Consider the following 26,362-nt stretch of genomic DNA (forward strand, 5'->3'; position numbering starts at 1 on the left):
ATACTACAATGATAATTATTAATGATGCGATCATTTGTAGTTAGGAAATAGAATTATTTATTAATAGAGCAATGAAGCTTTTCATCAAACTTTCATTGCTCTTATGTAAGGATTCCAAATTCTTAAAAAAATGGAATGATTTTGCTTGCTTTAATGATGTCTTGTGTACTAAAAAATTGTTTGCCTTCACCAGTGTATGCGGGTTCGAGAACTAAATTTGCTTTAGCGCAGTATAGCCATTCTGGGTGAATGCCACTATTTAAGATATCTTGAAACTCTTGGAAATCTTTATTCCAATCTAAATTTAATCTCATGAAAAACACCTCATATGTATTTTAGAACAAACGTTCGTTAAAGTGAAGTGTTTTTGTTCGTATGTGTTCGTATTTATGAAGTGAACCAAGACGAATTCACATTTTCGTCAATATAATTTGCATCGACATTTTGATTTAATTCAGGAGAGTAGTAACTATTTGTATATTGCCATAGCACTTTCTCTCGTTTTGGTTCCTCAGCTTGATATGCTGCTAACCAGTAGCCATCATATGAACTGACAGCATTTGATGCATGATTTAACATGAAATTTTCATATGAATAAAAAAGGATCTTCTTGTTTCCGGCAAGTTTTCTCATTTCGTTTGCCCATGCTTGTGTCGCTGTTTCATCATCTCCGGATTTAACGGTTTGTTCTTCATAATCATTAATGTAAAAGGCGGCTTTGGGAGCACGTTGAGATAAAGTTTTAGCTTCATAACGTGCATCTTTTGGACTTTCGTACATGCTATAAGAGTACACGCCGTATTTCATTTTATTTTGTTCTAATAATTCTGCATTTTTTTCAAAAGTCTTATCAACGTATTCTGAACCGTACTGTGCTCTTAAAATAATAAAATCATAATTTTTCTTTAGTTGTTTTATTTGTTCATTAGTTAAAAGTCCTTGCCATTCAGAAATATCTAAGACTCTTTCACCATTATTTGTTTCAGTAATATTAGATTCAGCAGAGAAAGTAGAACGATTTTGTGTTTTATGAGGTTGCTTTTTAGGATGGTCTTTTAAGTATTGTTGATAGCCATACCCCATTGTACCTTTTTCGCTTACAGAAGATGAAGACGCTTGTGCTTGAGTATCTATAAAATTAAGGCTAGTAGCGAAAATTGAAAGTGAAATGATTGAGTAAGAAAATTTCTTTAACATAAACGACTCCTTTATAATGAATTTAGTATTAAGTGCAATTATATGAAATATAATTTTGATGTTATTATAACTAAAATGAAGTATCAACTATCTATTAGGTAACATTAATATAATTTGAATATAAAGTAATGTATAACATAAATAGGATGATTGCGTTTGAACAACGAGGGCAGTCTCAGAGGAGTCTTAAACCAATAATATGTATTGATATTTTCAAAAATAAATAATGCTCATCAATATTTAAGGGTAAGATTCATCTGAAATTGATTGTAAAAAGTAAAGCTCTATGCTATAATTTTTTTCTGTGAGTAATGAAAATTATTCCTTGCTTATCACATTAAATATTGATAAGCCGTATAGACCACAAGGAGGTGCAAATAAACTATGAGAACATATGAAATTATGTATATCGTACGTCCTAACATTGAAGAGGATGCTAAAAAAGCGTTAGTTGAACGTTTCAATGGTATCTTAGCTTCAGAAGGATCAGAAGTTTTAGAAGAAAAAGACTGGGGTAAACGTCGCCTAGCTTATGAAATCAATGATTTCAAAGAAGGTTTCTATAACATCGTACGTATTAAAACTGATAACAATAAATCAACTGACGAATTCCAACGTTTAGCTAAGATTAATGATGATATCATTCGTTACATCGTTATTCGTGAAGACCAAGATAAGTAATAATTTAGATGGGGGCGTTTAAATGTTAAATCGAGTTGTATTAGTAGGTCGTCTAACGAAAGATCCAGAATACAGAACCACACCCTCAGGCGTAAGTGTAGCGACATTTACTCTAGCAGTTAATCGTACTTTCACGAATGCTCAAGGGGAACGCGAAGCTGACTTTATTAACTGTGTAGTCTTCCGTAGACAAGCAGAAAATGTAAATAACTACTTGTCTAAAGGTAGTTTAGCTGGCGTTGATGGTCGCATACAATCACGTAGTTATGAAAATCAAGAAGGTCGTCGTATTTTTGTTACTGAAGTCGTATGTGATAGTGTTCAGTTCCTTGAACCTAAAAATGCACAACATGGTGGCCAACGTTCACAGAACAATAATTTCCAAGACTACGGTCAAGGATTTGGTGGTCAGCAATCAGGACAAAATACATCTTACAACAACAATAATTCATCAAACTCAAATCAGTCGGATAATCCGTTTGCAAATGCTAATGGACCGATTGATATCAGTGATGATGATTTACCATTCTAATAATGAACGAATAAAATAAAATGAGTCAAAGGAGGCAGTTAACCATGGCAGGTGGACCAAGAAGAGGCGGACGTCGTCGTAAAAAAGTATGCTATTTCACAGCAAATGGTATTACACACATCGACTATAAAGACACTGAATTATTAAAACGTTTTATCTCAGAACGTGGTAAAATTTTACCACGTCGTGTAACAGGCACTTCAGCGAAATATCAACGTATGTTGACTACAGCTATCAAACGTGCTCGTCATATGGCTTTATTACCATATGTTAAAGAAGAACAATAATATATTATTTATTGTAAAACCCCGTAAGTATAGGCTTACGGGGTTGTTTTTGTGTTTTGGAATATTTAAAAAGGGCAGAAAAAGCAGTGAATTTGAAAGCTAGATTTTTAGATACATATCCTTCGACGATATTTCAGTAATGTTATGAGATTGAATCCCAAAATGAGTTAAGATTATGCGTTGAAAAATGGTTAGGTGCATAACATCTTTAAATATTGATTGATGATAATAGTTTACCATTCCCAAATTTGAAGAGGTTTGTTATGCGTGCCATTTTTCTTGTTAAGTTGAGTAGTTAATTCTTCAATCTCTATATGTCTTTTAGTTCTTAAGTTATATAAAATATGTAAATTTATGTGCCACATCTTCTATTCATGATGAAAGTATCTACGTTGACATCAAGATGTCATTTTATCAATTAGTATACCTATGGGGTTATACTTTGAAGTTGTAGCACCATCATTAACATTTAATGTTTGTAATTTTGTTTTTTATTAGAAAGCATGTTTAGAATAGCTGATAATATAGTACAGATGATTGTAACTATGATTAGTGTCGTTACTACATAGACTTGATTACTTTGAATATTAAAACCTATTTCAAAATGACCTTGTAAGTGTCCTTTTATAAAAAAGTTAAGTGTAATGATAGTGAGAATTGCTAAAAATGAAAGGAAACCTATAACTTGTATAATTTGGTTAATACGTTGAAATTTATTTTTATGTTGCATGTAAAATACCTACTTTAAATATTTTTATAAATAGTTCATTTTAGTCATCTTTAATAGCTTAACATAATAGGATTGAGGTTGATATTAATAAATATTGAAAAAATAAAAACAAAATAGCTTGTATCAGTAAAATAAAAATTCCTACAAAACGTTTAATCATTTTTGACATGGGGTATCTCATACTAGTGAATAAAATATATAAGTAAAGGAGACAATCAATTATGTTTGGATTAATAGGTATGATTATTGTCGGCGGTATCATTGGATGGATCGCAGGTTTAATTTTAGGTAAAGACGTACCAGGAGGTATTCTAGGAAATATTATTGCTGGTATTGTAGGATCATGGGTTGGTACTATGATTTTAGGTGAATGGGGACCACAATTAGGTAAAATTCACATCTTTCCAGCATTATTAGGTTCAATTATTTTAATCTTTATTATTTCATTAATTTTAAAAGCACTAAGAAAAAAATAATAAGTATAGATTAAGATTAATTTAGGTAGAAAATGTGTTGCTTGATTATTTGAAAGTAATCAATTAACACAATTAAAGCATGTGTGTTTATCTATACGCACGTAACTCAATGATAGATGTTGATGATGTCTAATCGTTTGAGTTACATTAATTATAGTTATCAAAGCATCCAAACCAATAAAAATGGTGTGGGTGCTTTTTTCATGTTATAAAACATAAAAAAGGATGGCGCTGGGTTACGCCATCCAGGAGTATTATGTTCATGAATATAAAAGACTTTGTAGTTACTAAATAACTACAATTTAATATTATCAGATTGCTATTTATCTGACAACATTAAAGGTTTTGATTTTTAAAATTTCCAACAAAATTGAGAAAATTATTACTTTGATTTAAAGGCATCTGTTCGGTTTCATTCGCCATTGGTGATATGTAATAATGAATTGTAAAACGACAACGAGGAGGTTTCTTATGGACGGTTTAATTACATTTATCATTATTACATTATTGATTATTATAGTACCTGGGCCAGATTTCATTATTGTAATGAAAAACACTATTAATTCAAGTAAAATGAATGGTTTTATGGCCGCATTTGGTATTACTACGGGGCATATTTTATACTCTTCATTAGCTATTTTTGGAATTATATACATACTTACGAGTTTACACTTTGTTTTTTTAACAATAAAAATATTGGGTGCTTGTTATCTTATTTATCTCGGAATCAAAAGTATTTTGAGTGCGCACAGTTCTGTTGATTTTAGTAAACAAGCTTTAGCTGATGTCAGAAATGTGAGTTATATCACTTCTTTTAGACAAGGTTTTTTAAGTACAAGTCTTAACCCTAAAGCTTTATTATTTTATGTTAGTATATTCCCTCAGTTTCTTTCTAACGGTAATATACATATGAAATCTGAAGTTGCGTTATTTGCTTTTTCAGTTGTTGTAGTTATATGCTTATGGTTTTTATTTTGTGTATTCATCTTTCAATATATTAAATTATTATTCAGCAGACCGAGATTCAAAGCTATATTTGATTATATTGTAGGGTTTGTTTTAATTGGCTTATCTATTAATTTATTATTAAGTAAAAGCAGCTAAGTCAGAAATGAGGAGACAGAATGGAAATTTATTTAGTGAGGCATGGTGAGTCACAGTCCAATTATGATAATAAACACGGGTATCTATATTTTTGTGGACAGTTAGACGTCCCTTTGACGGAAAGGGGTATAAAAAGCGCTAAAGAACTATCTGTTTATTTTAAAAATAAATACATTGACAATATATATTTATCAGATTTAAAAAGAACAAGGCAAACGTATGAGGAGCTATTTCCTTATGATATTCCAACAATATATACAAAGACGTTAAGAGAGCGTTCGTTAGGTGTTTTTGAAGGGGAAAATAAAGAAGAAGTTTGTAAAGACAAACGGTTCGAAAAATATTTCCGTGATCCTAATTATAAATACTTTAGACATAGCTTTTCGCAAAAAGCACCACAAGGAGAAAGTTATCAAGATGTCTATGATAGAGTGGTTACTTTCATTGAAAATGAGCTTAATCAACAGCAGAAACGTGTAGTGATAGTTGCGCACCAAGTTGTAATTAGATGTTTTTTCGTCTATTTTAAAATGATAACTAAGGAAGAAGCCTTAGCGACGGAAATTCATAATTGCTATCCATATTTAATTAAAAAAGAAATGAAGTTTTGAATACATATATAATCATTTGAGTTGTAAAATTGTAATTGCTGGCTAAATTGATATTAATTCTCTATCAAAAGGTATGATTGAGGTCTATAAACAAACCGTAGCAATATTGTTATATATAATATAGGATTGTGAGTGAAGCCTGGGGCATAGATTATCGATGTCCCAGGCTTTCATAACATACAATCAGTCAAATGATAGAATTAAAAATATACACACATATCAAACCATTTTTTACAAGAGGATGGGGCCCCAACAAAGAGAATTTCACTGAGAAATTCAACAAGCAAAGCAAGTTGGGGATGGGGCCCCAACAAAAAGAATTTCACTGTAAATTCTACCTTTCTTGCCCCTTTATTTGATTAATTTATTTTATCTGAAGTAGATGGGTGCACTGAAAGTGTGACAATAGAACTAACAAGTAATGCAAGTATCGTTAAGGAAGCCATAAGGATAATGACAATTTGTCCCATAATTAAGCTAATGATTACTAAAAACCCCCACATCATCAGTGCACTTATTTGTAATATCGCCGATATGATTCTACATGTAAGATGATTAAATATACCTAATATGAGTGCTGGTAAAGCCATTATAACTATTGTCGTAATGGCTATGAGTACTGTATAAGGTTCGTTATAGTTGATTGTGTGTGGGCCTGTTGGATATTTTGCTAAAACAAGTACTAAGCCGATGGTGGATAGTATTGCTAAGATAATAAATGTTAAACGTATCTTCATAATGATTTTCCTCATTTCTTTTTATTTAGAAAAAATATATATGCTATATTAATTTTATTGTGTAATAAATATATTGAATTGTCAAAATAGCGAAGGCATGTTTCAAAAAGATGGGGTGATGAAATTAACTCGAATATCAAAAACAAGCCCAAAAAAGATGTTAGTACAACATCTTTTTTGGGCAAGTAAAATAATGTGATATAGAAAAAACATTTTGTTTTATTTATTAAATACTTCTGTGTCTATTCCTTTTTTCTTAAGGAAAGTAGTAATTTTATCTTGTTGTTTTTTATTTACATCACCTGAATATTTTGTGGGTACATCAACAACGTTAATTGAATTTTGTGGTTGGTAGTTTAATTTCTCAATGTCTTCATCTACATTTGAAATGGTACTATTTAAAGCGTGAAAATAATTAATTATGCGATCTGTTGGATCTTTATATTCTTCAGGGATGTGATTGTTTTTTATAAATTTTTTGAAATGTAAATCGTTCTTAACTGCTAAATTGGATAACTTGCTAAGACGATCAGCTTGTGATTCTGTGATTTTAGGATTACTATCACTTTGTTTATCTAATTTATGTTGCATGACATACTTATTATCAAGTACATCGCTATTCGCTTGTAAATATTTTTCTAAAGCTTGCTTCATCTCTTTTTCGCTAATTTTTTGTCCCTTTTTGTTTGAAGAAAAGATATCTTTTTCCTTTAAAGTTTTAGCGTTTTTAGGTGCATGAGCGTTGCTGTGATGCTCTTGATTATTGTTATCGTTCGTATTTGAGCATGCTGCAAGTGTTAAAGACAACGCTAGTATCAAGTATGTAATGACTCTCTTTTTCATAGAATTGAGTAACTCCTTTTACGTCTCTATCATTAAACAGTGTTTTAAATTTATACATCTATTAGAGTATCATTTATCGAAAAATATTTGAATATTTTAGAACTACATTTACTGTTAGATATGACTAAGATATGACTAAATTATGGCGGATTATATGAATGATATACCTGTTTCAATAGGTTTTTTATAATAAAAAACAGAGCTCCAACATGGGAACTCTGTGAAGTTAAAATATTTATGATAAATAACGTTTTAAAAATTAATTTCTAATTATATAATCGAATGCATTAAGTGCGGCATTAGCACCAGCACCCATAGAAATAATAATTTGCTTATTTTTTTGATCGGTAACGTCACCAGCGGCAAAGATACCAGGAACGTTTGTTGCGTTATCGCGATTAATCATAACCTCGCCACGTTCATTTAATTCGACAGCATTTTGCAACCAAGATGTATTAGGAACTAATCCAATCTGTACAAAAATTCCATCTAAATTAACTACTTGTGACTCTCCGGTAGTCATATCTTCATAGCTAATACCTGTAACGTAATCGTCACCAATTACTTCTGTTGTTTTAGCACTCGTTTTAATATCAACATTAGGTAGTGAACGTAAACGTTCTTGTAATACGCTATCAGCTTTTAATTCAGAAGCGTATTCAAATAATGTTACGTGTTTAACGATGCCGGCTAAATCAATAGCTGCTTCTACACCAGAGTTACCACCACCGATGACAGCAACATCTTTATTTTCAAATAAAGGTCCGTCACAGTGAGGGCAGAAAGCCACGCCTTTATTGATTAGACGGTCTTCGCCTGGGATGTTTAGTTTACGCCAACTTGCACCTGTGGAAATGATGACAGTTTTACTTTCTAAAACAGCATCATTTTCTAAAGTTACGCGAATAGCTGAATCTGTTTTTTCGATATTTGTAGCACGAATACCAGTCATTGTATCAATATCATATTGTGCAATATGTTCTGCAAGATTTGATGAGAACTCTGAACCTGTCGTTTCTTTAACAGTGATGAAGTTCTCGATACCAGCAGTATCATTAACTTGACCACCAATTCGATCAGCGACAATACCTGTACGTAGCCCTTTACGTGCTGTATAAATTGCAGCACTACCACTTGCAGGTCCGCCACCAACGATTAACACGTCATAAGGATCTTTATCGTTGAATTCAGAGGCATCTTGCGTGCTTCCTAATTTAGTTAAAATATCTTGAACTGTCATGCGTCCATTACCAAATTCTTGACCATCTAAGAAGACGGCAGGAACTGCCATAATGTTTTCAGATTCTTCACGGAAAACAGCGCCATCAATCATAGTATGAGTAATGTTAGGATTAATAACACTCATTAGGTTTAATGCTTGAACGACGTCAGGACACTTTTGACAAGTAAGACTTACAAAGGTTTCGAAATGAAATGGACCTTCGAGCCCTTTAATTTGATCGATAATGGATTGCTTTTCTTTAGGTGCGCGACCACTCACTTGTAGTATAGCTAATACTAAAGAGTTGAATTCATGGCCTAAAGGTATGCCAGCGAATGTAATACCTGTTTCTTCACCAGGGCGATTAACTGAAAAACTTGGTGTACGTTTTAAAGATTTTTCAGTTATTGTTATGTGTGCTGACATCTCAGCAATCTCATTTAATAATTCTTTGAGTTCGTTTGATTTATCATCAGAGCCTAGGCTGGCAACGAATTCAACGTCGCCTTCCATAAGCTCAAGTAATTGTTGTAATTGTTGCTTTAAATCAGCATTAAGCATATTTTAATGCCTCCTTAGATTTTACCTACTAAGTCTAAACCAGGTTGTAATGATTCTGAACCTTCTTCCCATTTAGCTGGGCAAACTTCACCTGGATGTTGACGTACATATTGAGCGGCTTTAATTTTGTTAACTAATGTACTTGCGTCACGTCCGATTCCGTCAGCATTGATTTCTGCTGCTTGTACCACACCATCAGGGTCGATAATGAAAGTACCACGTTGTGCTAGACCAGATTCTTCATCCAACACATCGAAATTGCGAGTGATTGTTTGAGAAGGATCACCAATCATGCTGTATTCTAGTTTGCTGATTGCATCAGAATGGTCATGCCAAGCTTTGTGTACGAAGTGTGTATCTGTTGATACTGAGTACACGTTAACACCTAATTCTTGTAATTTAGCGTATTGATTTTGTAAATCTTCTAATTCAGTAGGGCATACGAATGAGAAGTCAGCAGGATAGAAACATACAACGTTCCAAGAACCTTTAAAATCTTCTTGAGTAACTTCTTTAAACTCATCTTTTTTTGGATCATAAGCTTGTGCTGTGAAAGGTAAAATTTCTTTGTTAATTAAAGACATAGATAAATTCCTCCTGAAAAGTTAAGTGTTAATTAGAATTACTTAAAAATAATTGTTTGTTTATAATAATTCTAATCTCTTGTTTAGTATTATTACATCTTGGCATTGAATAGTCAACTTTAGAAGTTCTTAAAATCTATGAAAGTATAAAAAAGCTATAATTAAGCCGTTTTAAATCCCTCATTAATTAAAGAATAACGAGTAAAAAAAGTTGAAAATCCAATGTGAAACTGAAATTTTCAAATGTGTATGACTTTGAAATTCAATTGTCATTCTCAACTATGGTTATTTTATTGATAATGAAGTGTAATTTTATTACTACTTCATATATATAATAACATGTATCATACATGGATTTCCCTTTTTAGCATCTGTATAAAGCAGATAGAGTTAATTCCACAAGTTGTTATGACTTTCTGTGAAAATAACCCTATTAAACTTACTTTATTTATTAACCGAAAATGATACCTTACCGATACCACTATATTCAGCACGGTACGTGCCATATTCTAATTTTAGTGGAGATATAAAAGTTCCAGATGAAATGATATCTCCTTTTTTAAGTTGTTTACCGTGCGTGTGTAGTTTTTTAATTAGCCAATGAATAGCGTTTAAAGGATTTCCGAGTACTTCGGATGATTCTCCTGTGGCAATGCATTTATCATCTTTATATAAATTTAAATGTACATTAGCAAATGCATCGTTATCAAGTCCGTCTACAGGGTCACCTACTACGACAAGTCCTGTTGCGGTATTATCTGATATTAAATCTGATAAAGTAAAATTTGGAAACCAATTTTTATATCTTGCATCTGGAATTTCAATGCCTGGCGCGATACGGGTATGATATCTAATTGTTTCTAAATCAGCATCATAAGGTAAGTCTTCCTGCACTATAAAGATAATTTCTGGTTCTAGTAATGGTGAAAATAATTCTGAAAGAGAGACTGAGGCACCATCATTAACAATTTGGTTAGATAAGAGTGTTCCATATGCAGGTTCGTTAGTGTTAGCAATTGCTTGCGTTGCCTTGCTAGTCATACTAACTTTATACCCTGTAACAGTCGAACGGTCTTTGAAAGTTAATTGGTCAATTAGTTCTTCTTGTACATGATATGCTTCTTCTTCGTTTAATTGATAGTTCTCACTAATGAAATCGATGGGTTTTTTATATCTATAAGCTTTAAATAAAACTTTAGCAACTTCTTTATTTGTTAGTGTCATATTGTACCCCTCCCCTAAATTATCTGAAAATTTATACTATTATGATAACTTTTAAATGTGAAGTGTGCAAATTGATTTAAATATACTTCATTTAGGGTATAAAATAATTAATAATGTAAATTTTGATAGGAGTGGGTATAGTGTCAGATTATGTTTATGAGTTGATGAAACAACATCATTCAGTTAGAAAATTTAAGAATCAACCACTTGGTTCTGAAACGGTAGAAAAATTAGTAGAGGCGGGACAGAGTGCTTCTACATCCAGTTATCTTCAAACTTATTCTATTATTGGTGTTGAAGATCCAAGCATTAAAGCGCGTTTAAAGGAAGTGTCAGGTCAGCCTTATGTTTTAGATAATGGTTATTTATTTGTATTTGTTTTAGATTATTATCGTCATCATTTAGTAGATGAAGTTGCGGCGTCAAATATGGAGACATCATATGGTTCTGCAGAAGGACTATTAGTAGGTACAATAGATGTTGCATTAGTTGCGCAAAACATGGCAGTTGCTGCCGAAGATATGGGGTATGGAATTGTTTATTTAGGGTCATTGCGTAATGATGTTGCGCGAGTGCGTGAAATTTTAAATTTACCTGATTATACGTTTCCGTTATTTGGTATGGCAGTAGGTGAACCTTCTGATGAAGAAAATGGGTCACCTAAACCGCGCTTGCCATTTAAACATATTTTTCATAAAGACCAGTATGATGCAAATCAGCATCAACAACGTAAAGAATTGGAAGCATACGACCAAGTAGTGAGTGAATATTATAAAGAACGTACTAACGGTGTGCGTACAGAAAATTGGTCACAACAAATAGAAACATTTCTAGGACGTAAAACACGTTTAGATATGTTAGATGAATTGAAAAAAGCAGGATTTATTCAAAGATAAAAAGAACCTGAGACAGAAATACATGTCTCAGGCTAGGGTGTGGGGCGATATTTTCAACACGAATGTTGCCCCGCTCTTTTTATAATTGTATGTCGTAATAATCAATGACCACTTTTCTTACATTTAATTTGCAGATAAATCGCCGTAATCATTTGAGTCAAATGTTTTTTTGTCCCAATGATTCGTTAAGCGTGCGGTACCTGTTCCAGCTAGCATTGAGTCATTAACGTTAAGTGCTGTACGACCCATATCGATGAGAGGTTCGATAGATATCAGTACCCCTGCGAGAGCAACTGGTAGATTAAGTGTAGATAATACGAGTATTGATGCGAATGTTGCCCCGCCACCTACACCTGCAACGCCAAATGAACTTATAATAACAACAGCAATAAGTGTAACAACAAATTGGAAGTCAATTTCTACATTTGCTACTGGTGCCACCATAACTGCTAGCATAGCAGGATAGATTCCTGCACAGCCATTTTGCCCTATGGATAAACCAAAAGTTGCAGAGAAGTTTGCAATTCCCTCAGGTACACCTAAACGTTTTGTTTGCGTTTGAACATTTAATGGTAATGCACCTGCACTTGAACGTGAAGTAAATGCAAAGATTAGTACTTCTATTGTCTTTTTCACGTATTTAACGGGATTGATACCTAAGACACTCAGTATAATTAAATGGATAATATACATTGTGATTAGAGCTGCGTATGAAGCAATTAAGAATTTACCTAACGTCCAAATTGCAGAAAAATCACTTGTCGCAAGAGTAGAAGCCATAATAGCTAAAATGCCATAAGGCGTTAATCGCAAAACAAAAGTTACGATAGCCATAACGATAGAATAGATTGCTTCTATACCACGTTTAAGTAAGCTTCCATGTTCCGGCTGTTTTCTTGCAACTCTAAGATAAGCAAAGCCCACAAACGTTGCAAAAATAACAACTGCAATTGTCGAAGTTGTACGTTGTCCTGTGAAATCTAAAAATGGATTGCTTGGGAATACTTCGAGAATTTGTTGTGGTAAAGTGTTTGCAGTTAAATCTTTGGCTTGTTTTGAAATTTCTGTACCACGTGAATGTTCTGCACTACCTAAATCAATAGACGATGCATCTAGACCAAAGATTAAAGCGTAAAAAATTCCAACGATAGCTGCGATGGCTACAGTACCAATTAAAAACATAAAAATATAAGAACCGATCTTAGCGAATTTTTCACCAATTTGTATTTTGCTAAAAGCGGCAACAATTGAAATGAATATTAGTGGCATGACAATCATTTGTAATAGTGCAACATAACCATCTCCGACAATACTAAACCAGTCTGTTGATTGTTCGAGAGTTTTAGACTCTGCACCATATATGAGGTGTAATACAATGCCAAATACGATACCTATTGCTAAAGCGGTAAAGACACGTTTAGGGAATGAGACGTGTTTTCTTGCCATAATATTTAACATTATTAGGAAAACAAGTAACACGATGACATTAATTACTGTAAAAAGTATTTCCATATCGATATATAGCTCCTTTTTAATTTTTAGTATTCCGACATATGTAATAAGAATAAAGGGGGTTAAGAAGAAATTCAAGTTGTTGATTTATAGTTTTCAGATTCATTTAAAGTTGAATAGAGTGAAGGTGATTATTAGAACAATGAAAAATGAGAAGTTTATGTTTATCAGAAAAGTGAGCAAAGAGGACGTAAAGAGGTTTATATTAATAAAAAAGACGCGTGCAATCATGCTATAAGAAGACATGATTGCACGCGTTTTTATTTAATATTATGAATAAACATGAGTCAGCTATGAATACAAATCATTTATAAGTTAAATAGACGTGCAAAGAAACCTTTCTTCTCTTCTTTAGGTTGTTGTTGGTAAGTCGATTGAGAAGAAGGTGTAGCTGATGTTGATTGAGAATGAGAAATTGACTCAGATTTTTCTGAGTTAGATACACTTCCTGATTCTGACAAGAACTCGCTTGTAGACGTACTTTTTGATTCAATTTCCGATTTGCTATTTGTATTACTTTCGGATGTTATTGAGTTAGACTCGGACAGAGATGAACTCATTGAATCATTTGCTGATTCAGATTGGCTCAAACTTGCTGTAGTGCTTTGACTTGCGACGTTGCTCTGAGATATTGAAGCGCTATTTGACATTGAATCAAAATGACTGCGTAATTCACTATCTTTTAATTCGTTAGCTTTAGCGATGTCTTTAGATTGTTGTTCTTGTGCTGACTGAATAGCCTCTTGAGAATTTTGGATTGATTTTAAAGATTGGGCATTCGAATCTAATTTTGTTGTAATATCAGTCTGTAATTCTTTGAGTTCCTGTTGTTGCTGATGAACTTGGTTAATCATTTGCCCTAACATTTGACGTTCTTCTCGCATTTTTTGAATTTCAGAACGTAAATCTTCAACGAGTTGTGCTACATTTTGATCAGTTGGTAATTGGCTATCCTCGTCTTTAACAATGACTTGTAAAAAGTCTTTTTCCTTTTCAAGCTCTTCAAATGCTAAATCATAACTATTTGTTTGTTTAACTTTGTTAGCGATATCTGTAAATAATTCGATGTCATCTTCTTTAAAGTCTGTGGCTTCACGACCACGATATTCTGTTTTACTAAGGTGATAGCCTCGTTCCTCTAAATGTTGTACAATTTTTCGGACCTGCTTTTCACTTAGTTCTACACGTTGAGCAAATTCTTTAGTTAACATTGAAAAAGTCCCTTCATATTTTAATTATGTATGGTGACGTTTGTCTTCGGTCAGTGAAACGTCAGTCTTACCTCATATGATAGTTTACCTTTTATTAATATTGATTTCAAGGTGTTTTAGACAGACTATCTTAAATTCATTTCTTTTAGGAGAGGGTAAATAATTTCTCTTGAAATGCCATTTGCAAAAACATATTTAAGAATATAATTAGATTTGACACTTGTACCATAAATGTCCTTTGTTAATTCAATGTTAGCTTTAATAAATAAATCTACTTTTTGTGGCGTTTCCTCTTGGTTTTGGTTTGGATGAATATAGTCAATGTCGTCCTGCTTTTCAAATTGATTTTCAAAGAGGAATTGACGACGATGTTCTAGTGCATTTCTGAGCTTGTCATCGATGTTAGCAGTCGAGGGTTCTTTTGGAACTTCTAACATGATGAAATTAATATCTCTATTATGAACTTCTTGTGATAAAAGGTTTAATTGTTTTTCTATTGCCTCTAAAGTTAAGGACATTCTTTCATCATGATTGGGGCTTTCTTTTGCGATTAAGTAAATTAAAAATGCAGAATTGGTTGTTGCTTCGTAATGTGCAGTTGCTAAGCTAACTACAGTCTGGTTTTCAATTCCAACGATAAAGGCGTAATCATTTTCTGTTTTATTATTTTCAAGTGAGCGTTTAAAAATTTTACTATCTTCATCTAAACCAATATCCAATTTATCATCATATAATTTGAGTGCCTCGTTAAATAATGGATCTTTAGCTGATTCTATCACTTTAAATTCCATGTTATATCCTCTCCCTAATATTATTCATTCGTAGCGAATTAGCTTTATTTAATGATAAAAAAAACCATAATGTCTGCTCGACGACACAAACATTATGGTGCAATGCTTTTATAATTTAGAAATAAAATTATGCTTTAGGCCCTTCAGACTCTGCGGCATAATGAGTAATATCCACTTCTTTATATGCAGCATTATTATCTTCAACTTCATCATGAGAAGAACGGTCACTGTTAGCAACAACGAGCATTTTATCGTTTAAAATATCTTGTTTATATCCTTCTAGTTCATTGTCAGTTAAATCATAACGAGATAATACTGTTTCTTCTCCATCTTCACCTGTAAGTAAACGAGACATACGGTCACTAAATGAGCCACTTGTAGCCATTAACGAGATTTGAGAGTTGTGTAAATCATCTAAGTGCAACTTACTTTTACTGATAACAGCTAATTCTGTCTCTAAATAACCTTCAGATTTTTTTTGATTGATGACTTTATATAATTCATCTTGGTTATTCACTACAGTAATTTTTGCCATGATTATCGCCCCTTTTAAAAATGTTGTCTTACATGGTTATACCCTAGTCTAATTTAATAAAACTATTACACAGATAATTATATAATTTTGTATTAAAACATTTCAATGATAATTCATCCTTTAATATAACGCTTACACTGAATTTTGATGCTTTTTGAATCGTGAACATCTCTTTAATTATATTGAAAATACAACAAAAATTTGCTATTATCATAAAATAATTTATATGACTCATATAATCTAGAGAATATGGCTTTAGAAGTTTCTACCGTGTCGCCATAAACGACACGACTATGAGTAACAATCCAATACATTAAGAGCAGTTTAAATCGCTAAAGCAACATAAAAGTGAAACGCATTTGGTATAACTGGTAACAAATGAGGATACACATAAGCCTGTATAAATTGAGTGCAATTGTTTAAGTTTTATCAAATTTAATAAGCGTTTTTAGGATTACGTATGCGTATCTTCTTCTTAATTTGCTTTAAGGCAAAGTATTGCACGTTCACTCATAGATCCTGAAACTATTAATGGTAGTTTGAGGTTTTTTTGTATCTAGGAATCGAATTTGAATTTACTTGAGGAGGTTTTTTGAGTGGAGTCGTTAGGACGAAAAGTCAAAGAAGATGGCGTTGTCATCGATGAGAAAATTTTGAAGGTAGATGGATTTTTAAATCATCAAATTGATGCAAAGTTGATGAATGATGTAGGTAAAACATTTTATGAGTCTTTCAAAGACGCTGGTATTACTAAAATTTTAACTATTGAAGCTTCTGGTATTGCGCCTGCTATTATGGCTTCTTTTCATTTTGATGTTCCTTGTCTATTTGCTAAAAAAGCTAAACCTAGTACTTTGAAAGATGGCTTTTATAGCACGGATATTCATTCATTTACAAAAAATAAAACGAGTACAGTCATTGTATCTGAAGAATTTTTAGGTGCAGACGATAAAGTACTTATCATTGATGACTTTTTAGCTAATGGTGATGCTTCGCTAGGTCTTAATGACATTGTAAAACAAGCAAATGCGACGACAGTTGGCGTGGGTATTGTGGTTGAAAAAAGTTTCCAAAATGGTCGCCAACGTTTAGAAGATGCAGGCTTATATGTATCTTCACTTTGTAAGGTAGCTTCATTAAAAGGCAATAAGGTAACTCTTTTAGGTGAAGCGTAATGAAAAATTTCATATTAAGTGTGCAACATTTGTTAGCGATGTATGCAGGGGCTATTCTTGTTCCTATTATTGTGGGGACAAGCTTAAAATTTTCAGCTGAAGAAATTGCTTATCTAGTTACTGTTGATATATTTATGTGCGGGGTAGCGACATTTCTTCAAGCAAATAAAGTCACAGGGACTGGATTACCGATTGTACTAGGATGTACGTTTACTGCCGTTGCACCTATGATACTCATCGGTCAAACGAAAGGACTTGATGTTTTATATGGTTCGCTTTTAATATCCGGTATCTTAGTTGTTTTAATTGCACCTTTTTTCTCTTATTTAGTTAAATTCTTTCCACCTGTTGTAACAGGAAGTGTTGTGACAATTATTGGAATCAATTTAATGCCAGTTGCAATGAATTACTTGGCAGGTGGTGAAGGAGCGAAAAACTATGGCGATACTAAGAATTTAATATTAGGTGGTGTTACACTACTCATTATTCTTATTTTGCAAAGATTTACAAAGGGCTTCTTGAAATCAATTGCGATACTTATAGGATTAGCAATAGGTACTGCTTTAGCTGGTATATTTGGAATGGTTGATATCAAACAAGTGGGTGATGCACATTGGTTTGGTTTCCCTGTGCCATTCAGATTTTCTGGCTTCGGATTTGATGTCAGCTCAATACTTGTATTTTTCATTGTTGCAGTTGTAAGTTTAATTGAATCTACTGGTGTCTATCATGCACTGAGTGAAATTACTGGTAGAAAACTAGAAAGAAAAGATTTTCGAAAAGGGTACACTGCGGAAGGTCTAGCAATCATTTTAGGTTCAATATTTAATGCGTTCCCTTACACTGCATATTCCCAAAATGTAGGTCTTGTTTCTTTATCAGGAGCTAAAAAGAACAATGTGATATATGGAATGGTTATTCTTTTACTAATTTGCGGTTGTATACCTAAATTAGGTGCTTTAGCTAATATTATTCCATTGCCGGTTTTAGGTGGGGCAATGATAGCAATGTTTGGAATGGTTATGGCATACGGCGTTAGTATTTTGGGTAACATTAATTTCCAAAATCAAAATAATTTATTAATTATTGCAATTTCAGTAGGGTTAGGTGCTGGTATTAGTGCAGTACCTCAAGCATTTAAAGGATTAGGAGAACAATTTGCTTGGTTAACTCAAAATGGTATAGTGCTTGGCGCAATTTCTGCAATCATCTTAAATTTCTTTTTTAATGGTATAAAGTATAAACAAACTGAAGAAAATGTGAAATAATGTAACTAAGTATAAATAAAATTGGAGGCTGTTTTTAATGTGGGAAAATAAATTTGCTAAAGAATCTTTAACATTCGACGACGTGTTACTCATTCCAGCTGCATCAGATGTTTTACCAAGCGATGTTGACTTAAGTGTCAAATTATCAGATAAGATCAAGTTAAACATTCCTGTTATCTCAGCAGGTATGGATACAGTAACTGAATCAAAAATGGCAATTGCTATGGCTCGACAAGGCGGTTTAGGTGTTATTCATAAGAATATGGGCGTCGAAGAGCAAGCTGATGAGGTACAAAAGGTTAAACGTTCAGAAAATGGTGTTATTTCTAACCCGTTCTTCTTAACACCGGAAGAAAGTGTGTATGAGGCTGAAGCATTAATGGGTAAATACCGTATCTCTGGTGTACCCATTGTCGATAATCAAGAGGATCGCAAGTTGATTGGGATTTTAACAAATCGTGATTTACGTTTTATTGAAGATTTTTCAATTAAAATATCAGATGTAATGACGAAAGATAATTTAATAACAGCTCCAGTTGGTACGACTTTAGATGAAGCCGAGGCTATTCTTCAAAAACATAAGATTGAGAAACTTCCATTAGTAGAAAATGGTCGTTTAGAAGGATTAATCACTATTAAAGATATTGAAAAAGTACTTGAATTCCCATATGCAGCTAAAGATGAACATGGCAGATTGTTAGCTGCGGCAGCAATCGGTACGTCTAAAGATACTGAAATTCGTGCACAAAAACTAGTTGAAGCTGGCGTAGATGCATTAATTATTGATACAGCTCATGGTCATTCTAAAGGCGTTATTAATCAAGTTAAACACATCAAGGAAACATATCCTGAAATTACTGTTGTCGCTGGTAACGTAGCGACTGCAGAGGCAACACGTGCTTTATTTGAAGCGGGTGCCGATGTTGTTAAAGTAGGTATTGGTCCAGGCTCAATTTGCACAACACGTGTTGTTGCAGGTGTAGGTGTGCCTCAAATTACAGCAGTTTATGATTGTGCTACAGAAGCCCGTAAGCATGGTAAGGCTATTATTGCTGATGGTGGTATTAAGTTCTCAGGTGATATTATCAAAGCATTAGCTGCTGGTGGTCATGCGGTTATGTTAGGTAGTTTGTTAGCTGGTACAGAAGAAAGTCCTGGTGCAACTGAAGTATTCCAAGGTAGACAATATAAAGTTTATCGCGGTATGGGATCTTTAGGTGCTATGGAAAAAGGTTCAAATGATCGTTACTTCCAAGAAGATAAGACGCCAAGAAAATTTGTTCCTGAAGGTATTGAAGGTCGTACAGCTTATAAAGGACCATTACAAGATACAATTTATCAACTTATGGGTGGCGTTAGAGCTGGTATGGGTTATACTGGTTCAGAAAACCTAAAAAAATTACGTGAAGAAGCACAATTTACACGTATGGGACCAGCTGGTTTAGCTGAAAGTCATCCTCACAATGTTCAAATTACGAAAGAATCACCAAACTATTCTTTCTAGTGTTAAACTTTGGGTGATGAATTAATCATTTGTAGGAACGTGCTTAATTCTTAAAACAACAATGCTTAATGATACGTTACAATACTTAAAGCTATCATTTAGAGCATTGATAGGCGCGTTTCTCTTACTTTTACATAAAATCAAACAATAAAGGAGATTCATGACTATGGAAATGGCGAAAGAGCAAGAGCTGATTCTTGTTTTAGACTTTGGTAGCCAATATAACCAGTTAATTACGCGTCGTATCCGTGAGATGGGCGTTTATAGTGAATTACATGATCACGAAATTTCTATTGAAGAAATTAAACGAATGAATCCTAAAGGTATCATTCTTTCAGGTGGTCCAAATTCAGTGTATGAAGAGGGGTCATTTACCATCGACCCTGAAATTTACAATTTAGGTATTCCAGTTTTAGGTATTTGTTATGGTATGCAATTAACGACTAAGCTTTTAGGTGGTAAAGTTGAGCGTGCCAATGAGCGTGAATATGGCAAAGCTACAATTAACGCTAAATCAGATGAACTTTTCTTTGGCTTACCTTCTGAACAAACAGTATGGATGAGTCATTCTGATAAAGTAATTGAAATTCCTGAAGGATTTGAAGTGATTGCAGATAGTCCAAGTACTAATTATGCAGCTATTGAAGATAAAAAACGTCGCATTTACGGTGTACAATTCCATCCAGAAGTACGTCACACTGAATATGGGAACGACTTACTAAGAAACTTCGTCCGCCGTGTTTGTAATTGTACAGGTGAATGGACGATGGAGAATTTCATTGAAATTGAAATTGAGAAAATCCGTCAACAAGTAGGTAATCGTAAAGTATTATGTGCAATGAGTGGTGGAGTAGATTCATCCGTAGTTGCTGTACTTTTACATAAGGCAATCGGCGAGCAATTAACATGTATTTTTGTGGACCATGGTCTATTACGTAAAGGTGAAGGTGACATGGTCATGGAGCAATTCGGTGAAGGTTTTGATATGAATATTATTCGTGTTAATGCTCAAGAACGCTTCATGAGTAAACTAAAAGGTGTGTCTGATCCAGAACGTAAACGTAAAATCATTGGTAATGAGTTTGTATATGTCTTTGATGACGAAGCTGCGAAATTAACAGATGTAGATTTCTTAGCTCAAGGTACGTTATATACGGATGTGATTGAATCAGGTACTAAGACAGCTCAAACAATTAAATCTCACCATAATGTAGGTGGATTACCTGAAGACATGGAATTTGAACTTATTGAACCAATCAATACATTATTCAAAGATGAAGTGCGCGCATTAGGAATAGAATTAGGTATACCTGAACACTTAGTTTGGAGACAGCCGTTCCCAGGACCTGGATTAGGTATCCGTGTACTTGGAGAAATTACTGAAGATAAGCTTGAAATTGTTCGTGAATCAGATGCGATTTTACGTGAAGTGATTCGTGAGGAAGGTCTTGAAAGAGATATCTGGCAATACTTTACAGTACTTCCAGGTATTCAATCGGTCGGTGTCATGGGAGACTACCGTACGTATGATCATACTGTAGGTATTCGTGCGGTAACATCCATCGATGGCATGACTAGTGACTTTGCTAGAATTGATTGGGAAGTCTTACAAAAGATTTCAAGTCGAATTGTCAATGAGGTGGACCACGTTAATCGCGTTGTCTATGACATTACCTCTAAGCCACCAAGTACAATTGAGTGGGAATAAAATAGCATAGAATAATGAAACCCCTTAGGCATAGGCTTGAGGGGGTTGTTTTTGTATTTTATAAGTTGGAAAAAGGGCAAAAAAAGGGCGACGTGTTAAAACTTAAGAGATTTAGGCATAAAAAAAGAGGCAACCTCTCGGTCAACCTCTTAAAACGGAAAGAATAGAAAATTCTTTCATAAAAAACAAGAGTATAGAAATAACTCTTGGAGGGATGTCCCTCTTTCCTTATTTATTATATTAATTGTTTTGAACATAATAGTCAATCATTTTGTTAAGTGATAGAAAGAAAAATGAAAGAGAAGGAACATTTCGATAATGATGAAAATATCTATTTTTACGTTGTTTAAAAGTTAATAAATCATTTTTTCGATTATCTTTTATACCTTTACTACAATATTTAGAATGTAAAACTAATAATGCAAGAATATCAATTATTGCTAATACTTTAAGGTTTTTATCAGACAGTCTTTGTTTTCTACCTATCTTTTTTAATTCTCTTTCAACGGTAAAGTTTTTGCGTGGATTTAAATTTAATAAAATTGGTTGGCTATGAGCACATTTATTCCTAATGTTTTTAGCAAATTTAATAAATTTACCAGCCTTACGTAACTCAGAGTCATTTGTTCTTTCAGAATAAAATTCTACAAATGCTGAAAATTGGCCAAAAGTCATTAATTCTAAGCATACCCATATTGGAGGATCATCATAATATTTTTGAAAACTCGGTATAACTGTACCATCTCTTTTAATCACGCTAGAAAAGATTTTTTCTAAATCTCCATTATGATTGTTTATAAAATCTTGAACAATTGTATATCCGTCTTCGTTTACATCATCAGTAATCTTTTTAAGAATATCTGTTTTTAGTGAATGTTCTATATCCAAACACATAGGTAATAAAGTATATCTTAATCGCATATCTAAAGTAGCAAAATCAGAAAGTGCAGAAAACTCAAAATTATAATTTCCACTACTATCCTTTTTTATATTTTTACGAAAAGATATCAATTTAAAAAAATAAGTGTTATTTTTTAATATTTCTTTAGCTTCTTCTTCTGTTATTTCATTGAATAGAATTCCTAATGATTTCAACTTTTTAATTTGTTCCTCATAATCTAATTTTGGTTTACGAGTACTACTCATATTTAATTAATACCTACTTTCTCTAACTTACTCATCATATCTTTATCCATTTGTTCAGTAACATGACTGTATATCTGTAGGGTAGTCTTATGATCTGTATGGCCTACACGATCCATAATTGCACGCAGTGATATACCTAATTGCGATAATAATGATATGTGACTATGACGCATAGTATGGCTGGTTATATGCTTTTTAATACCTACATTCTTTGCAGCAATTTGTATGTTTCTGTTGATTGATGTAAGTGATATAGGGTTTCCTTTATGATTAGTAAATATAAAATCTCTATCTACATACATATTTTTCCACTGAAATGCTTTCTTATTCTCTAACATAACTTTACGTAAAATATCACAACTTCGAGTAGTCAGAGAGATAGTTCGATAAGATAAAGCTGTTTTTGTAGTATCTTTAAAACCGAGGTTGTTACCCTCTTTACGCCAATGTATAGTGCCATCAATGATAAGTTTTTTGTTTTTGAAATCAATGTTTTCTGGTTGTATTGCTAAAAGTTCTCCTATACGCATACCATTTAATGCTTGAATTTCAATGATATAAGCAGTAAATAAATATATAACTAGCACGCTTATTATTTGCTATATGTTTTAACTCTTCAGCGATAAGATGAACTTCATTCATTTCTAAATAGTTCTCACGTTTTGCTTTAACTTCTTCTATTGTAGTCGCTTTTTTAGGTACTATTACATCATCTATGTAAGATTTATCAGTAATGTTATATTTCTTTTGAGTATAGCGTAGTATATTTTTTATAATACTCAAATCATCTTTAACCACTTTATGACTTAATCCCTCTGTTAATGAAGAATTAATTAAGTCTTGTAAAACATCAGCATTCGTATTTTGAGCGAGTATATTTTTATCAATATTTCTTTTGATGTGCGCTATTTTATAACTTTTCGTTGTAACGGTAGATTGTTTAAATCCGGAAGTTAATTTGTATCTTTCAAACCACTCATCAAATGATCATGGAATGTTAGTGACTTAAGTGTAGTAGGTGTCTTATCGTTTAATTTTGCCTCTATAAGCTCATTTAAGCGCTTCTGAGCCTCTTTTTGTGACTGTTTACCATTCTTTATTAAGTACCACGCTAACACGTCGTCATTTGTTTGTGAGAGGGTCTTTGTACTTCTCATAATAGCGATTTTTAGTTTCACCATGTTTATAGGTGAATTTCTTATGCCACGTGTTTACCCTCCCTAAATAAAAAGGGTAGACGTGCTACCCTATATTTCAATTATGGCTGTTGATTATCTATTTCATTATTCATCACATCAGATACGCGATCATTAAATTCGTATTGTGAAATTTGACCGCTATCTTTTTGGTTTGCTAAATCATTCACTTGTTTTTGACCAGATTCAGACATCCAATCTGTTCGAAAATCTGTAGCAGGTAATGAATTTAAGTCAACATGACTATTCTGTTTGTTTTCGTTAGTATTTTCATTGTATTTCTGCTGTTCTTCAGATGATAATTGATCATCATTAGAAACGGAATTGTTTGCTAAATATTCATCACTATATTGTTGCTGATTGTTATTAGTTTGTTGTTGAGATTGAACCTGTTCATTTGTAGCAGATTCTTGCATTGACTTGTTATTCTTTTTTTCTTGAGATTTCTTTTGTTCTCCAGACTTTTTATCCTCATTAGTTTTTTTGTCTTTTTTATCGTCAGATTTCTTTTCAGTAGTATTTTCTGACTTTTTATTTTCATCTTCCTTAGTGTCGTTTTGGCTACAAGCACTTAACACTAGTGTAGCAGCAATTAATGTACCTAATAATCTTTTCATATATATTCTCCTCATAAAAGATCGTATAACTAATAAATTATTTCATATTTCAAACTTTTTAATCTCTCAACCTAGAGAAAGGAAAAAATAGGGCAGGTGAATACCTATATTATTCTGGTTTAATATTATAAATATAACGTTTGTTAGAGAATGATGTTAAAGGTTGAAATTCTAATTCGATTTTTTTTGGATTACCATTTATTGCAAAACCTTCAGATCCACTAATTTCTCTGTTTGGTGATAATGAATCTATTAATTGATTATCAATAGGATAAGATTTAGCTTGTTTTCCATCTACGTATACTTTTATATCTCCACCTACTGGAATTTCTTCTTTAGAATTGTTTTTAACAGTCATATCTACCTTTATGACTTTATCGGCTTGAACATCTGCAAATTCGTTTCTTTCTTCAGTATAAGAAGCATTATCTAATGTGAATGACACTCCATCTATTTCAGTAGTCTCACCTATAGATTTGATTTTTGTATCTTTGTCTTTGTCAAGTTTACCTTCTTCATTTATTTCTTTATCAACTTCATTCACAAAAGTTCCAGTACACGCAGTTACACCAACAATAATTAATATTAATAAAACTAAACAACCACCACAACCGAAAAGCCAACCCTTTTTGCGTTTTTTCTTTTTCTCTTCTTCTTGACGTTTTTGGTATTCTTGAAATTGTTGAAACTGTCTTTCTTCTTGGCTATTATTAAATTTTTCTTCCATTAGCTTTCTCCTTAATATATATTACCTTTTATATTCATTTTTCTATGGTGTATTAGATATTGTTCGATAGAACCACCACCTTAATTGATGAATTAACTTTCATTAATGAATAGTTATCGTGTGTAAGTGTCTTTTATTTTATCTTATATCTTTAAGAGATTGGATACTGTTATGATTGGCAAATAATTTTAATTGGTTTTCATTTTAGGATAATGTCTTTTCTGAACTCACTTAATTGTTCAATATTATTATTTAAATAAATTTCTTCTTGCTTTAATATACTATTGAAAATTGAAGTGATAATTTCTGTTATCATAATTTTAACTTACCCTTATAATAATACACCATTTAAAATTTTTTTGTTTAAATTGTCATAACTAGTATTGAATAATTATATATTTTTTAATTCTTTAATATAGATTTTACTATCTTCAACAGATATAAACTCACTTAGCATGATCTTGATTTTTTATTTATGTCTTTTTAGGTCTAGTTCAACTACTTAACTTTGGATTTTTAAAACCTATTGATAATAATAAAATGTTCTAATTGATGGAAAGTTTATAAATTTATACCAAAGTAACATTGAAAAGGTTAATGATAATCGTCATAGCAATGAAACTAGCATTCATAATGATGATTATAAAAAAATTTTAAATAAAGTTTTAAAATCAGATATTATAATTTTCTCAACGCCTCTCTATTGGTATTCCATGAGTGCGTCTTTAAAACTCTTTATTGATAGATGGACTGAATCATTGCGAGATACGCAAATAGATAACTTCAAAGAAATTATGTCACAAAAAAAGTACTTAATTTTAATCATAGGCGGTGACAGTCCACGTATTAAAGCACAACCTTTAGTCCACCAATTTAAATTAATATTTGAATTTATGAATATTACTCATTTTAGATTTTTAATAGGCGAAGGTAATAAACCATTCGATGTTTTAAATGACTCACAATTTATGGAAGAACTCGCAAATACAAATCTTGCTTTGAAAAAAGGTGATATTTATGATTGATTTATTAAAAATTTAAATTGTTCTTTTTAGAGAACTGAATTCATCAAAATCACGATTGTGTATCGTTTCAATCATTTCATTAATATGTCGTGGAGGATTAATTTGAGGAATTCTAATAAAAGTCTCCATTGGTAGAGTAAGTTGAAGCTTGTTACAATGTTTTACTATTTAACTTTATTTAATTTAATAAATATTTTCTATTTTTTAAAAAATTCTCCTCAAAGGTATATTTTTTTGGTACTATGTATTTTATAGTTGTTTT

At 32.4% G+C, this 26,362-nt stretch carries 29 protein-coding genes, 3 pseudogenes and 1 riboswitch; of the genes and pseudogenes, 12 read left to right on the forward strand and 20 right to left on the reverse strand.

Going from position 1 to position 26,362, the window contains the following annotated elements; all coding sequences use genetic code 11:
• Nucleotides 1-122: 122 nt before the first annotated feature.
• Nucleotides 123-314, reverse strand: a complete 192-nt coding sequence (locus HMPREF2576_RS09120) for a hypothetical protein (RefSeq protein WP_001831355.1) — start codon at nt 312-314, stop codon at nt 123-125.
• Nucleotides 315-387: 73 nt separating this feature from the next.
• Nucleotides 388-1,197: a GH25 family lysozyme gene (locus HMPREF2576_RS09125; RefSeq protein WP_002470454.1), complete on the reverse strand. Its 810-nt coding sequence runs from the start codon at nt 1,195-1,197 to the stop codon at nt 388-390.
• Nucleotides 1,198-1,581: 384 nt separating this feature from the next.
• Between HMPREF2576_RS09125 and rpsF the strand changes: the two genes are divergently transcribed.
• From rpsF to rpsR, 3 genes are read left to right on the forward strand one after another with little or no spacing between them, the layout of a single operon-like run.
• On the forward strand, nt 1,582-1,878 hold the full coding sequence (gene rpsF, locus HMPREF2576_RS09130) for a 30S ribosomal protein S6 (RefSeq protein ID WP_001831345.1): 297 nt from the start codon (nt 1,582-1,584) through the stop codon (nt 1,876-1,878).
• A 22-nt stretch (nt 1,879-1,900) separates the two neighbouring features.
• Complete coding sequence (ssb, locus tag HMPREF2576_RS09135) at nt 1,901-2,410, forward strand: single-stranded DNA-binding protein (RefSeq protein WP_001831333.1); 510 nt, start codon at nt 1,901-1,903, stop codon at nt 2,408-2,410.
• Nucleotides 2,411-2,454: 44 nt separating this feature from the next.
• Nucleotides 2,455-2,697, forward strand: coding sequence for a 30S ribosomal protein S18 (rpsR, locus tag HMPREF2576_RS09140; RefSeq protein ID WP_001831354.1), 243 nt, complete (start codon nt 2,455-2,457; stop codon nt 2,695-2,697).
• 183 nt (nt 2,698-2,880) lie between these two features.
• On the opposite strand, the pseudogene HMPREF2576_RS12550 reads toward rpsR, so the two are convergent.
• Together HMPREF2576_RS12550 and HMPREF2576_RS09145 are read right to left on the reverse strand one after the other, a co-directional pair.
• Nucleotides 2,881-3,053: pseudogene (locus HMPREF2576_RS12550) on the reverse strand (XRE family transcriptional regulator); the annotation flags it as partial.
• Nucleotides 3,054-3,166: 113 nt separating this feature from the next.
• Nucleotides 3,167-3,427, reverse strand: a complete 261-nt coding sequence (locus HMPREF2576_RS09145; protein WP_001830921.1) for a hypothetical protein — start codon at nt 3,425-3,427, stop codon at nt 3,167-3,169.
• Nucleotides 3,428-3,648: 221 nt separating this feature from the next.
• Between HMPREF2576_RS09145 and HMPREF2576_RS09150 the strand changes: the two genes are divergently transcribed.
• The gene (locus HMPREF2576_RS09150; protein ID WP_001832461.1) at nt 3,649-3,903 is read left to right on the forward strand and encodes a GlsB/YeaQ/YmgE family stress response membrane protein; all 255 of its coding nucleotides are present in this window, start codon (nt 3,649-3,651) and stop codon (nt 3,901-3,903) included.
• A gap of 219 nt (nt 3,904-4,122) precedes the next feature.
• Here HMPREF2576_RS09150 and HMPREF2576_RS12670 read toward each other — a convergent pair.
• Nucleotides 4,123-4,212 (reverse strand): annotated as a pseudogene (locus HMPREF2576_RS12670) (hypothetical protein); the annotation flags it as partial.
• Between the two features lie 162 nt (nt 4,213-4,374).
• Between HMPREF2576_RS12670 and HMPREF2576_RS09155 the strand changes: the two are divergent.
• Nucleotides 4,375-5,007 carry a LysE family translocator gene (locus tag HMPREF2576_RS09155; RefSeq protein ID WP_001830914.1) on the forward strand — a complete coding sequence of 211 codons (633 nt, stop codon included), beginning with the start codon at nt 4,375-4,377 and terminating at the stop codon, nt 5,005-5,007.
• Nucleotides 5,008-5,027: 20 nt separating this feature from the next.
• Entirely contained in the window at nt 5,028-5,618 is a 591-nt protein-coding gene (locus HMPREF2576_RS09160) for a histidine phosphatase family protein (protein ID WP_002485681.1), read from the forward strand.
• A gap of 359 nt (nt 5,619-5,977) precedes the next feature.
• Here HMPREF2576_RS09160 and HMPREF2576_RS09165 read toward each other — a convergent pair whose 3' ends face one another.
• The 5 genes from HMPREF2576_RS09165 to HMPREF2576_RS09185 all read right to left on the reverse strand — a co-directional run bounded on the left by HMPREF2576_RS09165 (nt 5,978) and on the right by HMPREF2576_RS09185 (nt 10,789).
• Entirely contained in the window at nt 5,978-6,355 is a 378-nt protein-coding gene (locus tag HMPREF2576_RS09165; protein ID WP_002485221.1) for a hypothetical protein, read from the reverse strand.
• Nucleotides 6,356-6,574: 219 nt separating this feature from the next.
• Nucleotides 6,575-7,198, reverse strand: coding sequence for an NDxxF motif lipoprotein (locus HMPREF2576_RS09170; RefSeq protein WP_002437175.1), 624 nt, complete (start codon nt 7,196-7,198; stop codon nt 6,575-6,577).
• 259 nt (nt 7,199-7,457) lie between these two features.
• Complete coding sequence (gene ahpF, locus HMPREF2576_RS09175; protein ID WP_001829382.1) at nt 7,458-8,981, reverse strand: alkyl hydroperoxide reductase subunit F; 1,524 nt, start codon at nt 8,979-8,981, stop codon at nt 7,458-7,460.
• Nucleotides 8,982-8,995: 14 nt separating this feature from the next.
• Complete coding sequence (gene ahpC / locus HMPREF2576_RS09180; protein WP_002455901.1) at nt 8,996-9,565, reverse strand: alkyl hydroperoxide reductase subunit C; 570 nt, start codon at nt 9,563-9,565, stop codon at nt 8,996-8,998.
• Between the two features lie 444 nt (nt 9,566-10,009).
• Nucleotides 10,010-10,789 (reverse strand): 2-keto-4-pentenoate hydratase, encoded by a 780-nt coding sequence (locus tag HMPREF2576_RS09185; RefSeq protein WP_002455900.1) that lies wholly within the window; start codon nt 10,787-10,789, stop codon nt 10,010-10,012.
• 140 nt (nt 10,790-10,929) lie between these two features.
• Between HMPREF2576_RS09185 and HMPREF2576_RS09190 the strand changes: the two genes are divergently transcribed.
• Nucleotides 10,930-11,685, forward strand: coding sequence for an NADPH-dependent oxidoreductase (locus HMPREF2576_RS09190; RefSeq protein ID WP_001829361.1), 756 nt, complete (start codon nt 10,930-10,932; stop codon nt 11,683-11,685).
• 123 nt (nt 11,686-11,808) lie between these two features.
• Here HMPREF2576_RS09190 and HMPREF2576_RS09195 read toward each other — a convergent pair whose 3' ends face one another.
• From HMPREF2576_RS09195 to HMPREF2576_RS09210, 4 genes are all read right to left on the reverse strand, one after another.
• Nucleotides 11,809-13,197 (reverse strand): L-cystine transporter, encoded by a 1,389-nt coding sequence (locus HMPREF2576_RS09195; RefSeq protein WP_001829358.1) that lies wholly within the window; start codon nt 13,195-13,197, stop codon nt 11,809-11,811.
• Between the two features lie 308 nt (nt 13,198-13,505).
• Nucleotides 13,506-14,408 (reverse strand): hypothetical protein, encoded by a 903-nt coding sequence (locus HMPREF2576_RS09200; RefSeq protein ID WP_001829387.1) that lies wholly within the window; start codon nt 14,406-14,408, stop codon nt 13,506-13,508.
• Nucleotides 14,409-14,533: 125 nt separating this feature from the next.
• Nucleotides 14,534-15,199, reverse strand: coding sequence for a hypothetical protein (locus tag HMPREF2576_RS09205; RefSeq protein WP_001829400.1), 666 nt, complete (start codon nt 15,197-15,199; stop codon nt 14,534-14,536).
• A gap of 127 nt (nt 15,200-15,326) precedes the next feature.
• Nucleotides 15,327-15,734 carry a YflT domain-containing protein gene (locus HMPREF2576_RS09210; protein ID WP_001829411.1) on the reverse strand — a complete coding sequence of 136 codons (408 nt, stop codon included), beginning with the start codon at nt 15,732-15,734 and terminating at the stop codon, nt 15,327-15,329.
• A 211-nt stretch (nt 15,735-15,945) separates the two neighbouring features.
• A riboswitch (purine riboswitch) is annotated at nt 15,946-16,048 on the forward strand.
• A 282-nt stretch (nt 16,049-16,330) separates the two neighbouring features.
• Between HMPREF2576_RS09210 and xpt the strand changes: the two genes are divergently transcribed.
• The 4 genes from xpt (at nt 16,331) to guaA (ending at nt 21,389) form a co-directional block, all read left to right on the forward strand.
• Entirely contained in the window at nt 16,331-16,909 is a 579-nt protein-coding gene (xpt, locus tag HMPREF2576_RS09215; RefSeq protein ID WP_001829410.1) for a xanthine phosphoribosyltransferase, read from the forward strand.
• Nucleotides 16,909-18,177 carry a xanthine permease PbuX gene (gene pbuX, locus HMPREF2576_RS09220; protein ID WP_002455896.1) on the forward strand — a complete coding sequence of 423 codons (1,269 nt, stop codon included), beginning with the start codon at nt 16,909-16,911 and terminating at the stop codon, nt 18,175-18,177. The genes xpt and pbuX overlap by 1 nt, the downstream gene beginning before the upstream one ends.
• Nucleotides 18,178-18,214: 37 nt before the next feature.
• Nucleotides 18,215-19,681: an IMP dehydrogenase gene (gene guaB, locus HMPREF2576_RS09225; RefSeq protein ID WP_001829407.1), complete on the forward strand. Its 1,467-nt coding sequence runs from the start codon at nt 18,215-18,217 to the stop codon at nt 19,679-19,681.
• 166 nt (nt 19,682-19,847) lie between these two features.
• On the forward strand, nt 19,848-21,389 hold the full coding sequence (gene guaA, locus HMPREF2576_RS09230) for a glutamine-hydrolyzing GMP synthase (protein WP_001829351.1): 1,542 nt from the start codon (nt 19,848-19,850) through the stop codon (nt 21,387-21,389).
• Nucleotides 21,390-21,629: 240 nt separating this feature from the next.
• Here guaA and HMPREF2576_RS09235 read toward each other — a convergent pair whose 3' ends face one another.
• The 6 genes from HMPREF2576_RS09235 to HMPREF2576_RS09260 all read right to left on the reverse strand — a co-directional run bounded on the left by HMPREF2576_RS09235 (nt 21,630) and on the right by HMPREF2576_RS09260 (nt 25,075).
• Nucleotides 21,630-22,535 carry an Abi family protein gene (locus HMPREF2576_RS09235; RefSeq protein WP_002437151.1) on the reverse strand — a complete coding sequence of 302 codons (906 nt, stop codon included), beginning with the start codon at nt 22,533-22,535 and terminating at the stop codon, nt 21,630-21,632.
• A 2-nt stretch (nt 22,536-22,537) separates the two neighbouring features.
• Nucleotides 22,538-23,122, reverse strand: a complete 585-nt coding sequence (locus HMPREF2576_RS12675; protein WP_001829376.1) for a tyrosine-type recombinase/integrase — start codon at nt 23,120-23,122, stop codon at nt 22,538-22,540.
• The gene (locus tag HMPREF2576_RS12680) at nt 23,085-23,333 is read right to left on the reverse strand and encodes a hypothetical protein (protein ID WP_001829342.1); all 249 of its coding nucleotides are present in this window, start codon (nt 23,331-23,333) and stop codon (nt 23,085-23,087) included. The genes HMPREF2576_RS12675 and HMPREF2576_RS12680 overlap by 38 nt, the downstream gene beginning before the upstream one ends.
• Before the next feature lie 155 nt (nt 23,334-23,488).
• Complete coding sequence (locus HMPREF2576_RS12685; protein WP_002437147.1) at nt 23,489-23,716, reverse strand: hypothetical protein; 228 nt, start codon at nt 23,714-23,716, stop codon at nt 23,489-23,491.
• Nucleotides 23,717-23,793: 77 nt separating this feature from the next.
• Entirely contained in the window at nt 23,794-24,348 is a 555-nt protein-coding gene (locus HMPREF2576_RS09255; RefSeq protein ID WP_001829365.1) for a hypothetical protein, read from the reverse strand.
• A 109-nt stretch (nt 24,349-24,457) separates the two neighbouring features.
• Nucleotides 24,458-25,075, reverse strand: a complete 618-nt coding sequence (locus HMPREF2576_RS09260) for a DUF4352 domain-containing protein (protein WP_001829359.1) — start codon at nt 25,073-25,075, stop codon at nt 24,458-24,460.
• A gap of 560 nt (nt 25,076-25,635) precedes the next feature.
• Here HMPREF2576_RS09260 and HMPREF2576_RS09265 point away from each other — a divergent pair.
• Nucleotides 25,636-26,100, forward strand: a pseudogene (locus HMPREF2576_RS09265) (flavodoxin family protein); the annotation flags it as partial.
• Nucleotides 26,101-26,362: the final 262 nt, after the last annotated feature.

The organism is Staphylococcus sp. HMSC063F05, assembly GCF_001837075.1.
Lineage (GTDB): Bacteria > Bacillota > Bacilli > Staphylococcales > Staphylococcaceae > Staphylococcus > Staphylococcus epidermidis.